Source organism: Pseudomonas sp. GW456-E7 (assembly GCF_059424105.1).
The window spans coordinates 24,752-38,873 of record NZ_JBWKZB010000015.1; the positions used below are offsets into that span (position 1 = coordinate 24,752).

Here is a 14,122-nt window from a genome sequence, read left to right on the forward strand (position 1 = left end):
CTGGTATTGCGCCTGGACACGACATATGACTGATTTGACGAATTTCCGCGAAAGCGCGGATCACGCTTTTGAACTGACCGAGAACGAATTGTCTCGACTGCGGGAGAAAGCCCAGTTCATTCGCCTGGAAACCATCCGGCTGATCGAGATCGCCAAGGTCGGCCACTACACCTCAGTGTTCTCCGCCGCCGAGTTGTTCGCCGCGTTGTATTACGACGTGATGGACCTGCGGTTCGCCGAGCCAAAATGGCCCGACCGTGACCGTTTCATGATGGGTAAGGGGCATGCGGCCGTCGGGTTGTTTCCAGTGTTGGTGGAGTGGGGCTTCTTCGCCAAAGAAATCCTCGACAACTACACGCGCCTTGGAAATCCCCTGGGCGACCACCCTGATATGCGAAAAGTCCCCGGTGTGGATTTCTCCTCCGGTTCCATCGGTCATGCCCTGTCCGGCGGCCTGGGCATGGCCCTGGCAGGGCGGATGCTGGGCAAGTCGTTCACCACTTACGTGATGCTCGGCGACGGGGAAATGCAGGAAGGGCAAGTGTGGGAGGCGGCACTGTCGGCGGCCCACCATAAGACTGCAAACCTGGTGGCGATCATCGACCGCAATGGCTATCAGCTCGACGGTAATGTCGATGACGTCATCGGTATCGAACCGTTGGCGGACAAGTGGATTGCTTTCGGTTGGGAAACCCACGTGGTGGATGGCCATGATCTCGCTGCAGTCACCAGCCTGTTGCGACGCCTCAAAGCCGACACGACGCGCACGCAGCCGGTGTGCGTCATCGCCAATACGGTCAAAGGCAAAGGGGTTTCCTACATGGAAACCGAGCCAGGTTGGCACCTGGGGTATCTCGATCCCGAAGATGCGCAACGTGCTATCGACGAAATCAAAAGCAAGGTGATCTAACTCATGAATACCGCACCTCTGTCGAACAACTCCTGGCAGTACCGGGAACTGAACAGCCAGACACCGAGCTTGAATGCCTTGTCGGATGCCCTGATCGAACTGGTCGAACGGGGCGAGCCGATCGTTGCCGGTACCGCGGACCTTCAGTACTCCAACGGCCTCTCTAAATTTGCCGAACTGCATCCAGAGAAATTCGTGCAGTTCGGTATTTCCGAACAGAACATGGTATCTGCCGCGGCCGGGATGGCCGCAGTAGGCATGAAGCCGTTCGTAGCGACCTTTGCGTCTTTCCTGCCATTGCTGTGCTGCGAGCAGATCCGTATGGACGTCGCGTACTCAGCCTTGCCGGTGCGCCTGATCGGCCACCATGCCGGGATTTCCCTGGGCTTCTACGGCACCTCGCACCACGCCACCGAGGACCTGGCGATCATGCGTTCGATTGCCGATATCACGGTGGTTGCGCCTGCCGATGGCAATCAGCTCAAGGCGGCGATCCTGGCTTCGGCCAACTACCCGCAACCGATCTACTTCCGCATCCAGCGCGGGCGTGATCCGGTGGTGTATGAAACCGTTCCGGACTTTGTCTTTGGCAAGGCAACCGTGCACCTGACGGGCGATGAACTGACCATCATCGCGACCGGCTCCACGGTTCACCCCGCCCTTGAAGCGGCGCGAGCCTTGAATGCTGCCGGGCGTTCGGTTGGCGTGATCGATATGACCACCATCAAGCCATTGGACCGTGAAGCGGTACTGACGGCTGCGCGCAACAGCCGGTCCATTCTTACCGTTGAAGAACACAACATCATTGGCGGTCTGGGTGGCGCCGTGTGTGAAGTCATCGCCGAAGAAGGTATTGGCGTCAAAGTGCGACGCCATGGGATTTACGACGAGTACAGCCTCATTGCGCCGCCGACTCACCTTTATCGGCATTACCGGCTGGATGCGGCGGGCATCGAAAGCGTGGCGCTGGAGGTGTTGGGTTAAGCCTTGATATCGGGTGGGAGCGAGCCTGCTCGCGGGGGTGTGTCAGTCGCCGATGATTCGACGGATACATCGCTTTCGCGAGCAGGTTCGCTCCCACCTGACTGACCGGCAGTAGCGCGATAACGAATTTTCCCTTTAGGCTTGATGGGCCTGGCGTGCAACAAGGGTCATCATTGACGATCACCCTGGTTGCACGTTTTTTTATGGGTGTGATTTGCCTGGAAGCTGCATTAGCCAGCCCATAAAAAAAGCTCACCGAAGTGAGCTTTCAGAATCTCGACAGTCAGCGGTTACTACCATTGAACTCCGCTGTTTTCGATCCACTGCAAAATCGATTCGCGCTTTGGCTTCCAGCCAAGCAGAGTGCGCGCATTGACTGCCCGCACGCGGCTGTTGGAGCCGATGGCAAAACGCGCCCAATCTCCAAGTTTTGCGATGGCATCATCAGCCGGCCAGCTTTGAATCTCGCCGCCAAAGCCAAGTGATTTGCTGATCGACGTAGCGATTTCGAGGAACGATGCTTCGCCGTTTTCGGCGAAGAACAACGAGGCCGATGGGGCCTTTTCGATTGCAAGGCGATAAAGCTCTGCCAGATCTTCAATGTGCACGTTGGACCAGCGATGTACTCCGGCACCCATGTAGGCCCCGGCGCCATATTTGCGCGATTGCGCGAACAGCTTGGGCAGTTGATCGCTTTTTGCCGGCAATCCCAATGATTCACCGTAGATCATGGTCGGGCAAAACACGATGCTGCGGATACCTTGTTCGACACCCGCGCGCCGCACGGTCTGGTTGATGTGAACCCGATCCTTGCGGATGTCCATGGGGGTGAATGGCGTCTCGTCGGTGAAGATCTCGGCACGCTCATAAGCACCGCGAGCATCGTCTCCTACAACACTTGAACCAGAGGTGTGCAGCAGTACTTTACCGCTGCCGCCCAGGGCGCTGATAAAGGTTTGAACCGATGCCAGATGATCCGAATTGGCCGCATTCACAACCGCGTCTGCAGCACGCGCCTGTTCGCTGAGAATGAACGCGTCATCCAGGGTGCCGAGCACAGGGGTGATGCCCAGCGCCAGCAGCGCACTGCGCTGTTCCGGATTACGCAGCAGGCCAGTGACTTCATGACCCGCATCTACCAGGTATTTGGCAATCGAACCGCCGATGTAACCGGTCACACCGGTAACGAAAATTTTCAATGTTCTGTCTCCTTCGCATCTTGAGTTTGCCCGGCCGTTACTTGAAACAAAGGCGCGGTCATTCCTGGTTAAGGAATCTCTTCACGATACGATGGGGTCCGTTTGTGAGCTAGACTGCTCTAACTACAAGTATCTGTGAATACAGTTCATGCTAAATCTCAAAGACATCAACCGCTCTGGCGAAATGGAAGTGTTCACCCGAGTCGTCAACGCAGGCACCTTTTCCGAGGCTGCCCGGCTTCTGCACATGTCGCCCTCGGCGGTGAGCAAGTTGATCGCCCGATTGGAGGCGCGGCTGGGTGCGCGTTTACTTCATCGCTCCACCCGACGCCTCGAGCTCACGGCCGAAGGCGAGCGATTCAACAATGAGTGCCTGCGGATACTTGAGCTGATTGACTCCGCCGAACGTGATGTTGCCAATGTGGCCAAACCTAGCGGGTTGATTCAGGTCAATGCCAATCTTCCCTTTGGTCTGCATTGCTTGTTACCGCAATTGCCTGATTTTCTGGCGGCTTACCCGGACATCACCCTGAACGTTGAGTTGACCGATACTGTTGTGGATCTACTGGAGCGACGCGCGGATGTCGCGATACGTACCGGACCGATGAAGGAGTCGAGCCTGGTTCAGCGTCGACTGGGTGAAAGCCGAATGATCACGGTGGCGTCACCGGCGTACATCGCACGATACGGTCAGCCGAAAACCCTGGATGACCTGCAGCGACATAATCGGCTGAGCTTTGGTTTTCATCGTCATTCGCAGGCCTGGGTTTATCGCGACGCCGAAGGCCAGCGCATCGAGATTGAACCCAAAGGCAATGCCTTGCTCAGTGATGGCGAGAGCATGCGCCAGTCTGCGCTGGCGGGATTGGGTATCGCTCGACTCGCGAGCTTCCATATTAATGTCGATATCGAGTCGGGGCGTTTGATACCCCTGCTGGAGCCATTCAACAGCGGTGAAACCGAGGCGATTCACGCGGTGTTTATCGGCCCGGGACAGCAGCTACCCCATCGCGTCAGGGTTTTTATTGATTTTCTGTTGGAAAGGATTGGCCCGCATCTCAGACCTTGATAACGGCAGGTCAAGCAGCCATTTTCAGAGTTTTGTTAAAGCAGTCTTCTGCAACCCTTGAAAGACTTCAGCCCGAGCCTGGGGCAAGATTTTGCGCATAACAACAAACAAGGCCGCTTTCATGGATTATCAACTGACTGGCAAAACCGCACTCATCACAGGCGGAGCGACAGGCATTGGCAAGGCCATCGCCCAACGCTTCATTCTCGAAGGTGCAAAGGTTGTCATTAGCGGGCTATTGGCAGACGAAGTGAACGCTGCGGTGGAAGAACTGGGCGACTCCTGCAGGGGCCTGGTTGCCGATCTGACGCAGGACGGGGCGGCGGAGCGCCTGGTCAACATGGCCCTGGAGTCCGGCCCGATCGACTTCCTGATCAATAATGTCGGGATATTCGAGGTCAGGGATTTTTTCGAAACAGATGATGCCCAGTGGTTTCATTACTTCAACGTCAATGTCATGAGCGGTGTGCGCATGACGCGCCTTGTCATGAAGGACATGCTCAATCGCGGGCATGGGTCGATTGTCTTTATCAGCAGTGAGTCCGCCGTCAAGCCACAGCCGTGGATGGTTCACTATGGCGCGATGAAAACCTGCCTGCTGGGTATCTCCAGGGCTTTGGCGGAGTTGACCAAGGGCACTGCGGTGCGCGTCAACTCGATACTCCCCGGGCCTACCTACACCGAGGCGGTCAAGCGCTATCACCGGGAAATCGCGGAAGAGAAGGGCATCTCGGCGCAACAGGTGGTACACGATTATTTTGACGAGACCGAACCGACATCCCTGATCAGACGCATGATCGAGCCCGAAGAGGTGGCCTGCAGCGTCCTGCACCTGGCAGCATCGCCGGCGCTCAACGGCATGGCCATGCGCATTGAAGGTGGAACCATACGCTCGATACTTTAAAGCGGTACCCCCTTTCACGCCCTTGCGAGAGGACAGCACGTCACAGTGCTGTCCTCTTCTTGCCTATCCCGCAGACAGGGCAGTGCGGGCCACCTCAGCGAAATAATGCGCACCGGTGGTCAGTACATTGTCGTTGAAATCGTATTTGGCGTTGTGAAGTGGAACACCCCCTTCATCCGCCTTTTCGCCGTTGCCGATGAACACAAAATTTCCGGGGACGACTTGAAGGAAGGCACCGAAATCCTCCGAGATCATCATCGGCTGGATTTCAGCATTCACCTTGTCTGCGCCAACGATTTTTGTCGCGGCAGCAACAGCGATGGGGGTGCACTGTGCCCAGTTCACCGTCGGTGCGAACTCATGGGAGTATTCGAATTCGCAGGAAGCGCCGTGGAGCCTGCAAATACCTTCTGCAACTTCTCGCATCCGCGTTTCCAGCATGGACTGGACGTCGGGCGCATAACTGCGAGTGTCCCCCTTGATCACCACATGGGTTGGAATCGCATTGCGGATTCCATCAGTGATGAACTCTGTGCACGAAATCACCGCCGGAACGCTCGGGTCGAGGTTTCGGGAAATGATGGTCTGCAATGCCAACACCACTTCAGCCGCGATGACGATTGGGTCAACCCCCATGTGAGGTCGTGCCGCATGGGTCCCCTGGCCTTTGATTCGAATAACGAAGTTATCTTCACTGGCCATGATCCCCCCCGAGCGAGTCGCGATCGATCCAGCGGGGAGCCCGGGCATGTTATGAGCACCGTAGATCGCATCAACAGGAAAGCGCTCAAACAGACCGTCGGCGATCATCGCTTTTGCACCACAACCGTGTTCTTCGGCGGGCTGGAAAATGAAACGTACGGTGCCATTGAAATCGCGACTTTCGGTCAATAGCCGCGCGGCTCCGAGGATCATCGTCATGTGGCCGTCGTGACCGCAGGCATGCATCTTCCCGGCGGATACGGAGGCGTGATCGCGTCCAGGCGCATCTTCATGGATATGCAGCGCATCCATATCGGCACGCAAGCCTACGACCGCCGGACTATCACCGATCTTCAGGCTCGCGACCAACCCCGTGCCACCAATACCTCGGTTAACTTCGAGGCCCATAGAGGTGAGCGCATCGGCAACGTAGTTTGAGGTCTGCAGCTCTTCGAAGCCGACCTCGGGGTGTTGGTGCAAGTGATGACGCCAGCTCACAAGCTGTGCGTGGAATTCGTCTTGGTTGATCACTGGAGGTGCTCCTTTTCTCTTCGAATCACAGATGTTTTCGTTTCTGCCATTGGCGCTGGCGGTCGATCACTGCTTCGTCGGATTCACCCACCAGGCTTTCGTATACTGTCGGTGCAGTAGCACCTTCGGTACTGATGATCAGGATGCGAGAGTCACTGTTGAGGCCGATTTTTCTGGCTGCTTCTGAATCGCGCACCAGTATTTGAACAGCCGCCAGACCGGCCACCCCCGACTCACCGGCAACGATGGGAATATCGTTTGCGCTCCCTTGAGCGAGCTTGCGCATCGCGGTTACAGCTTCGTGGTCAGCGATGGTCAAAAAGAAATCGATGCTTGGCTCGAGGAATCGCCAGGCGAGGGGAGAGGTCTCACCACAGGCCAAACCCGCCATGACGGAATCTACCGAGCCTGTCGCTTTGGCAGGACGACCCTGAACCGCGCTTTGATAAAGGCAATCGGCTTGCCGGGGTTCGACCATCACGAATGCAGGTCGTTGGTCTTGATAAATTTCCCAGAGATAGCTGCTGATCCCGGCGGCCATTCCGCCAACGCCCCCCTGCAGGAAGACGTGGGTAAAGGGGCAGGGCGCTGTGGTATCCCCCGTGGTTTGCTCTATCAGTTCGGCGGCGATGGTGCCGTAACCCTGCATCACATCACGAGGGACAATCTCGTAACCTTCGTATGACGTATCGGAGACGACGGGCCATCCATTCTGTTCAGCAACCTTGGCCGTATGCTCGACAGACTTATCGTAGTTGCCTTCAATGCGGATAATGCGAGCACCGTACGCCGCAATGGCAGCCTCGCGCTCGGCACTCACATTGGCGTGCAAGACGATGACGCATTTGCAGCCGACACTTTGAGCGGCGGCAGCCAGGGCCCGGCCATGATTTCCGTCGGTGGCACTGATAACGGTGAAGTCACGAAGGCGTTCCCGATACCTGCCGGTAATCAGCCCTTTGGGGTCGAAGGACTCCAGGGGCATGAGACGCAGAATCAGCCTGATCAGCGCGATGGGGGCACCGAGTGCCTTGAAGCTGGCCAAGGGTGAGCGTGTCGACTCATCCTTGACCCAAAACCGGGCGACACCAAGCTCTGCTGCAATGCCGGGAAGCTCCCACAGCGGCGTTGCGTCCTGGCTCAGATGCTCCCAGCTCGAAAGCCAGTCTCGTGATTCATGTGCTGAGCCGACGCTCATGACTTCCTTGAGGTCGGCAGGATAAGGGCAACGAGAGGCGCGAGGATTTACGAATAACATACCGGTTCCTTGTAACTCATTGAGAAGTGGCGTGTGGATAGGCGCGGATGGCGTTGCTTTGGGTGCAATATCAGCGAGTGGCATGGTCAGTCATGCGCTCGCCGTTCTGTAGCGCCCTAAAAACTGACGTACGCGTTCACTGTCTGAATTCGTGAAGAATTTTTCCGGTGCAGCCCGTTCAATGATCTGTCCTTTTTCAATGAAGACCACTTCATTTGATACGGCGCGCGCAAACTCCATTTCATGAGTGACGATGACCATGGTGAAACCGTCCTCGGCCAGCGAGCGCATTACCGCAAGGACTTCTCCGACAAGCTCCGGATCGAGAGCAGAGGTCGGCTCATCGAACAAAATGACTTCAGGGTTCATCGCCAGGGCTCTGGCAATAGCCACGCGTTGTCGTTGTCCACCCGACAAAGACCAGGGGTAGGCATCGTGCTTGTGGGACAGGCCTACTTTTTCCAGCAGCGCAACGGCGTGATCGTTGGCATCCTTTCGGCTGACGCCCATGACATGAACAGGGGCCTCGGTAACATTCTGGAGCACCGTGAGATGCGGCCAAAGATTGAAGCTTTGGAACACCATGGCGGTTCGAGCGCGCATGGCTGAAAGTTCGCGGTTTGACATGGGTTTAACCCCACCGCTCTTGACCCCCATGCGATCCCCGCCGATGTAGATCTCACCGCCGTCAGGAACCTCCAGCCAGTTGATGCAGCGCAGCATCGTGGATTTACCTGAGCCGGATGAGCCTAAAACGCTGACGGTTTGTCCTCGTTCAACGTTGAGATTGATCCCGCGAAGAACCTCGATACCGGCGAAGTGTTTATGGAGGTCACGTATTTCAACGACTGGAGCTGACTTATTCATTTACCAATCCTCTTTTCTGCGCTCGCCGGCCCAGGCGACGTAATAACGCCTCTACACACAATGTGATGGACCAATACAGAACAATCACAAATACGAAGGGTGGTAGCGGAACGAAGTATTTAGCTTGAACTGCAGATGCCGCGGCCGTTAGATCCATCAGGGTGATGATCGACAAAAAGGCGGTGTCCTTTAGCAGGCAGACTAGTTGGTTGCCAAACAGCGGACCTGAACGCATCACCATTTGCGGCAGTAAAATCCTCCAATACATCTTGGAGTTGATGAAACCATGAGCGCATGCAGCTTCTGCCTGGCCAGAGGGTAACGAAGTTCTCGCCGCACGGAGGATCTCGGCGAAATAAGCGCCGTGATAAGTAATCAATGCAATGAACCCGGCCGACCAGACATCCATGCTGATGCCAACGTTAGGAAGTCCGTAATAAAGCAGGTATAAAAAAATCAGGAACGGCAGCATCCGCATGAGATCCAATCCCCCACGTACAAACCGTCTGGGAATATTGTCCCGTCCTTCTAACAGGAAGGCGATGAAGCAGGCCAACAGAAATGAAAACACGGCCGATACGCAAAAGAGTATGAGTGTGTTCTGGAGGCCAACCGAGAACACATCCAGGTTGTCCCACAGCATTTTAATTCCGTTCATGGGGTCCCCCTACATGGCCAGGCGCTTGGCGCGCGAATCGGCGATCCGCTGGAAGCGAACAAGGCCACCAATGATCAAAATGTAAAGAAGGCCTGCCGCGAGGATGGGCGGAAGCGGATCGTAGGTCACAGCAGCAATCCGGTTGGTGACACGGGTTAAATCCACAATGCCAATCATCGCAATCGCCGGACTGCTTTTGACCAATAGAGACATTTCATTTACAAGCCCGGGAAGACTTGTCGTCAGCATCTGTGGAAGCATGATGCGTCGCAGGGTCAATCCCGTGGTCATGCCTGCTGCTTTTGCCGCCTCCAGTTGTTCACGCGAGAAGCTCGTCAGGGCGCTACGCCAGATCTCGGCGTTAAATGCGGTGGTATTGATAGTCATCGCCGCAATGGCGACAACTCTCGCATCGACTTCCCAGCCAACGGAAGGTGCTATTACGAACAGAAATAGAACCAGGGTGACCATCGGTGTAGCCCTGATCAAGCTGACATACACAGCGAGAGCCTGACTGACGACAGGGATTTTTGCTGCTCGCAACATCGCAACAACCAGCCCCAGGATAATGCCAAACACTATAGATACGCCGGAAACCCAAATGGTCGTCCAGCCAGCATAAAGTAGAGTGATCCAGTCACTGCTATCCATTGAGTACGTCCTTCGAGCAAGTCTTTCGGCTCTTTGCTAGCTAGCGAGTCAAAAGAGTAAGTTGCCGACCTGACCATCGTTGACAACTCTTTTTGCCAACGATGGAGGCGCTCGGATTATTTCGCCGTCAGCTGTGTAAATTGTTCACCGGAAGTAATGGGAGCGTGGGGCAGGTTGTCGAAAGATTGTCCGAGCCACTTCTTCTGTAGCTCAGCGAGTTTGCCGGTTTCGCGCAAGTGGTTAACAAAACCACTCAGATAGTCGAGTAGTTCCTTGTTCCCCTTGGCCACCGGCCAAGCGATATAACCCATGCTTGAAGTGGCCTCGCCAACGGCAAACACTTTTGGTCGCTCTTTCACCAGCATGTTGGCAGGCACGATCGAGTTGACGACGTAGTCCAGCCGATGGTTAGCCAGGTCGGCATACGCCTCCGGGTAAGATTGATACTGCACAATCTTGCCTATCGCTCCGCCGGAGGCTTTCAGTTTTGCATCCAGTTGCGTCAATCGTGCCAGTTGGGCACCACCGGCCTGTACACCCACGGTCATCCCCGAAAGGCTTGAAATATTCTTGATGCGGTCGTCATCTGCCCGCTTGATGTAATACGAGACCTCGGGGGCGACCGGTGCAACGAAATCAAACGCTCCCAACCGCTCCTCGGTAACGCCAGCACCCGTGATTGCTGCGTCGTATTTACCGGATGTGACACCGGCCAGCAGGCCGGTCCAAGGCATAATGTCCTGGTTTACCTTGAATTGTGCGTACTTGCGCAGCTCCGCGATAATGTCCTTGTGGAAGCCGTCCGACTCACCATCCTTGATAAACTCAAAGGGGTAGTAGCTGTCTTCGGTTGCAACATTGAGTGTGCCGCGACTTTTGATCTCTGCCAGGCTGGCCGCATTGGCCATGCTGGTAATACCAAGGGTAGCGCTGAGGATAATACTTGCCGCGCCAATTGCGAGAAAACGACCCGCTTTGAACATGACACTTCGGTCTGTGCACTTTTCTTGAGCGATATGCATCGTGAAACTCCCATCGGATAGGTGGCGGGGCAGTACCAAACTAAAAGCTGCGGTTGCTGTTGGGATAGCTTTGATCATGCTTTCTCCGCTCTTATTGTTTTTTGCAGTTGAAGGCGCAGCCCTTGCCTGACAAGCAGGTGGGATAGAAGGATGCTAATGCGTCGGATGCGCACGATTGCTCGAAAATCGAGTGGTCAAATGCATCATCGTTGCGTTTTCAGTATTTTGTTGCGCGGGTTGGGGGAGAGCGGGCGAGAGTGGAGGGGCTTTGCGCAACGAATGAGCGTTCAGTGCGCTTTTCTGCTGTAATGGGTTCGCCCAAGCGAAGGAGACTCAAGATGCAACTTGATGCCTATGACCGAAAAATCCTCAGCTTCCTTCAAGAGAACAATCGGATTTCCCAGCGCGAATTGGCAGAAGGCGTGAACCTGTCTCCCTCTGCGGTCAATAGAAGAATCGCAGCATTGGAATCTGCAGGTGTAATAAAATACAACGTCAGTATCGTGGACCCAGCTGCTGTAGGGCGCCCCATTACCGTTATTGTCGAAGTCAAGCTCGAGAATGAGCGACTTGACTTGCTGGATGAGATAAAAAAGCGCTTCGTTAGTTGCCCGCAAGTGCAACAGGTTTATTACGTGACGGGCGACTTTGACTTTTTGTTGGTGTTGAACGTCAAGGATATGACGGAGTATGAGCAACTCACTCGTGAACTTTTCTTTTTTGGGAATATCAAGCAGTTCAAGACATTCGTGGCGATGCAGAACAACAAAAGAACTTTTGCGATACCCATGGATATTGAGTGAAGTGCAGTTCCATGCAGGCCGGCAGCGCGGATTTGTCCCGCGCCACCGGTTCACCGCCCCTTTATAGGCGGACTTGCAGCTGATGTCCTGTCACAGCCGGGTTATGGAAGTGCTGGAGTTCCCGGCAGGGTTGAGTGCGATGCGCGACAGGGTATTGCCGAGTCCTCACGAGCACTTTCGCAGCCATTAACGATCTCGCGGTCGCCCAGGGTCAAGGTAGAGGCACACTCAGCGCTGACCGAGCGTCCTGTGTGCCTGGCCGTTCGAGAGCCGAAGGGGCGATCGCTAAAGACCACTGAACAGGCTGATGATCACGGCGTTGACCAGGTCAATGAAAAAACCGCACACCAGTGGCACGATCAGGAAGGCCTGGTGCGCCGCGCCGTACTTCTGTGTCACGGTCGACATGTTGACGATGGCTGTCGCCGTGGAGCCGAGGGCGATCCCGCCGAATCCGGAAGCGATCACGCTGGCTTCGTAATCGCGCCCCATGAAGCGGAAGACCACAAAATACGTATAGGCGACTGTCAGCAGAATTTGCAGGGTCAACGCACACAGAATGAACAATAGCGCGCCGCTGAGCTGCCATAGCTGAAGCCCCATCAGGGCCATGGTCAAAAACATGCCCAGGCAGATATCGGAGATCAGCGACAGACCCAGGCTGGCGCCGCTCCAGCTTTTCAGGCGTTGATCACCCACAAAGGCCAGCACAAGGTGGTGAATGACGATGCCCGCGAACAGGCAGCTGACAAATTTCGGCAGGGTGATGCCGGCATCGACCAGCAACAGGTTGAGTCCATAGCCGAGCATCAGGGTCAGGTTGAGCCACATCCACGCCCAGAGCACGTCGTAGTAGTCCAGCGCCTTGCTCGGTTGTTGCTCGAGAATGCCGACTTCCAGTTCCGCATCCCTGGACGGCGTCAGTCGATAACGACTTATCAGTCGGTTGGCGATAGGGCCGCCGATGACGCAAGCGGCAATCAGGCCGACGGTGTTACTGGCGATGCCCAGTTCATGGGCGTTGCTGATGCCCAGTTTCTCGACGAAAAGCGGTGCCCAGGCCAGGGTAGTGCCCACTCCGCCCGTGAGGGAAATGGAGCCCACCATCAGGCCCGCCTTGGGATCAAGCCCGAACGCCTGGGCCACACCCATGCCCAGCGAGTTCTGCAGGAGAATGAACACGGCGGCGAGTAACAGCAGGATCAGCAACGGGCGCCCACCCTTGAGCAGTTGGCGCATGTCCGATTTCAGGCCAATACCGGCGAAGAAATACAGCAGCAGGGTGTCGCGAACCTGCAGATCGAATTCGACCTGGATATTCAGGCCGAAGTAGAGCAGGGACGTCACCGCCGCACAGACGAAGCCGCCGACAACCGATTCGGGGATGCAGTATTGACGGAGAAAGGCGTTGTGCTGGACGAGGGTTTTGCCGAGGAAAAGCAGGAGGATGGCAAGGGTAAAACTCACGAGGCCGTGAACCTGGAAGAGCTGTGAAGTCATTTAAGGCCTACCTAAAAACTGATCAATCATTATCAGGATTCGATCATTCAATGTTTAGACCTGGATCAATGAACGGTCGATACAGCAAATGCCAGCCTTGCTCGTCCAGATAGCTCCGATCATCAGCTACGTCTGTGCGCCAGGAGTGATGACAGCCTAGCCTGAATGGAAAAACCCACCAGTATTGGCATAGGCCGCCATCACACTCCCGATGGCCAATCAAACAGCGGAGCTTAGCGCTTGATCAGGGAAATCTTCGTCCCCTCGATACTGACCCCCGCCATCAACCCTTGCTGGTCGAAGATGAACGCGTAGGCGTCGTCTTTCAGCGTCGAGCTGGACAGGTTCTTCGCAACCCCCTCATCAACCACGACAACCGTTGGTCCCACACCGATTTCCCAGCCCTTGGTTTCGGCGACATATTTCACGGCTTTATCGGTCATCAGGAAAACCGCATAGCCGTACGACTGGGCGCCGGCCTGCAGCCCCCATGAACCGCTGACGGAGTTGTAGTAATTGTCGACTGTGGCGCCTCTCATCAGGACGCCTTCGCCGTAGCTGCCGCCGAACACAAGACCCGCCTTGATGATTTTCGGGAAAACCAGCACCGCTTTGGCTTCGTGCGAGATTTTTTCGGCAAAAGGATGGGCCTTGTAAAGCAATTGCAAGGCTTGTTTGGCATCGGCATTCAGATCCTCGGCGGTGGCCGCTCCTGCAGTGTTCAGGAAACCGGTCGAAGCCAATGTTGCAGTGGCGAGGAAGAACGAGAGGAAGAACCGCATTGATTGAGTCATTTGCATACTCCGCTGAGGGAGCATTGGATGAGAGCAGCGGCAGGCGCCTGCATCTGGCAGGAACTGAATCCGCTGAAGTTATCCGGCGCGCCCTGAAATGTGTGAATTCAAGCGTCGCTTTTGTATGAATCAGGTTCGTGACCACCTGTCATTTGCGATGCCATCAGATGTTGTGACCACTGCGTAATGGTGGTGTTCGTTCGCCAGGCCTTTCTTTGGGTTTTTGTCGAATAAAAAGGTGTGCGGTAGAACTTTTATAAAAGTTCACGC

The 14,122-nt window shown here is 55.6% G+C and carries 14 protein-coding genes; 5 read left to right on the plus strand and 9 right to left on the minus strand.

Going from position 1 to position 14,122, the window contains the following annotated elements; translation table 11 throughout:
• Window positions 1-25: 25 nt before the first annotated feature.
• Window positions 26-910, plus strand: a complete 885-nt coding sequence (locus AC07YV_RS12175; protein ID WP_007979537.1) for a transketolase — start codon at window positions 26-28, stop codon at window positions 908-910.
• Between the two features lie 3 nt (window positions 911-913).
• Window positions 914-1,894, plus strand: coding sequence for a transketolase family protein (locus tag AC07YV_RS12180; RefSeq protein ID WP_007979535.1), 981 nt, complete (start codon window positions 914-916; stop codon window positions 1,892-1,894).
• 293 nt (window positions 1,895-2,187) lie between these two features.
• Here the strand turns inward: AC07YV_RS12180 and AC07YV_RS12185 are convergent, their stop codons facing one another.
• A complete protein-coding gene (locus tag AC07YV_RS12185) occupies window positions 2,188-3,093 on the minus strand; it encodes an NAD-dependent epimerase/dehydratase family protein (RefSeq protein ID WP_102699739.1) in 906 nt (301 codons plus the stop codon).
• A 148-nt stretch (window positions 3,094-3,241) separates the two neighbouring features.
• Between AC07YV_RS12185 and AC07YV_RS12190 the strand changes: the two genes are divergently transcribed.
• Both AC07YV_RS12190 and AC07YV_RS12195 read left to right on the plus strand, forming a co-directional pair.
• A complete protein-coding gene (locus AC07YV_RS12190; protein WP_102699738.1) occupies window positions 3,242-4,162 on the plus strand; it encodes a LysR family transcriptional regulator in 921 nt (306 codons plus the stop codon).
• Window positions 4,163-4,283: 121 nt separating this feature from the next.
• Entirely contained in the window at window positions 4,284-5,066 is a 783-nt protein-coding gene (locus AC07YV_RS12195) for an SDR family NAD(P)-dependent oxidoreductase (RefSeq protein ID WP_102699737.1), read from the plus strand.
• A gap of 63 nt (window positions 5,067-5,129) precedes the next feature.
• Here AC07YV_RS12195 and AC07YV_RS12200 read toward each other — a convergent pair whose 3' ends face one another.
• The 6 genes from AC07YV_RS12200 to AC07YV_RS12225 form a co-directional block, all read right to left on the minus strand.
• Entirely contained in the window at window positions 5,130-6,299 is a 1,170-nt protein-coding gene (locus AC07YV_RS12200; RefSeq protein WP_102699736.1) for a M20 aminoacylase family protein, read from the minus strand.
• A 25-nt stretch (window positions 6,300-6,324) separates the two neighbouring features.
• Window positions 6,325-7,557, minus strand: coding sequence for a diaminopropionate ammonia-lyase (locus AC07YV_RS12205; RefSeq protein ID WP_102699735.1), 1,233 nt, complete (start codon window positions 7,555-7,557; stop codon window positions 6,325-6,327).
• A 90-nt stretch (window positions 7,558-7,647) separates the two neighbouring features.
• Window positions 7,648-8,424 carry an amino acid ABC transporter ATP-binding protein gene (locus AC07YV_RS12210; RefSeq protein ID WP_102699734.1) on the minus strand — a complete coding sequence of 259 codons (777 nt, stop codon included), beginning with the start codon at window positions 8,422-8,424 and terminating at the stop codon, window positions 7,648-7,650.
• Window positions 8,417-9,082 (minus strand): amino acid ABC transporter permease, encoded by a 666-nt coding sequence (locus tag AC07YV_RS12215; protein WP_102699733.1) that lies wholly within the window; start codon window positions 9,080-9,082, stop codon window positions 8,417-8,419. Before AC07YV_RS12215 ends, AC07YV_RS12210 begins: the two co-directional genes overlap by 8 nt.
• Window positions 9,083-9,091: 9 nt before the next feature.
• Window positions 9,092-9,733, minus strand: a complete 642-nt coding sequence (locus tag AC07YV_RS12220; RefSeq protein ID WP_007979518.1) for an amino acid ABC transporter permease — start codon at window positions 9,731-9,733, stop codon at window positions 9,092-9,094.
• A gap of 116 nt (window positions 9,734-9,849) precedes the next feature.
• Window positions 9,850-10,833: a transporter substrate-binding domain-containing protein gene (locus AC07YV_RS12225; protein ID WP_494990297.1), complete on the minus strand. Its 984-nt coding sequence runs from the start codon at window positions 10,831-10,833 to the stop codon at window positions 9,850-9,852.
• 260 nt (window positions 10,834-11,093) lie between these two features.
• Between AC07YV_RS12225 and AC07YV_RS12230 the strand changes: the two genes are divergently transcribed.
• Complete coding sequence (locus tag AC07YV_RS12230; RefSeq protein WP_007979515.1) at window positions 11,094-11,558, plus strand: Lrp/AsnC family transcriptional regulator; 465 nt, start codon at window positions 11,094-11,096, stop codon at window positions 11,556-11,558.
• A gap of 285 nt (window positions 11,559-11,843) precedes the next feature.
• On the opposite strand, the gene gltS is transcribed toward AC07YV_RS12230, so the two are convergent.
• The gene (gltS, locus tag AC07YV_RS12235) at window positions 11,844-13,058 is read right to left on the minus strand and encodes a sodium/glutamate symporter (RefSeq protein WP_102699731.1); all 1,215 of its coding nucleotides are present in this window, start codon (window positions 13,056-13,058) and stop codon (window positions 11,844-11,846) included.
• 233 nt (window positions 13,059-13,291) lie between these two features.
• A complete protein-coding gene (locus tag AC07YV_RS12240; protein ID WP_102699730.1) occupies window positions 13,292-13,852 on the minus strand; it encodes a lipid-binding SYLF domain-containing protein in 561 nt (186 codons plus the stop codon).
• Window positions 13,853-14,122: the final 270 nt, after the last annotated feature.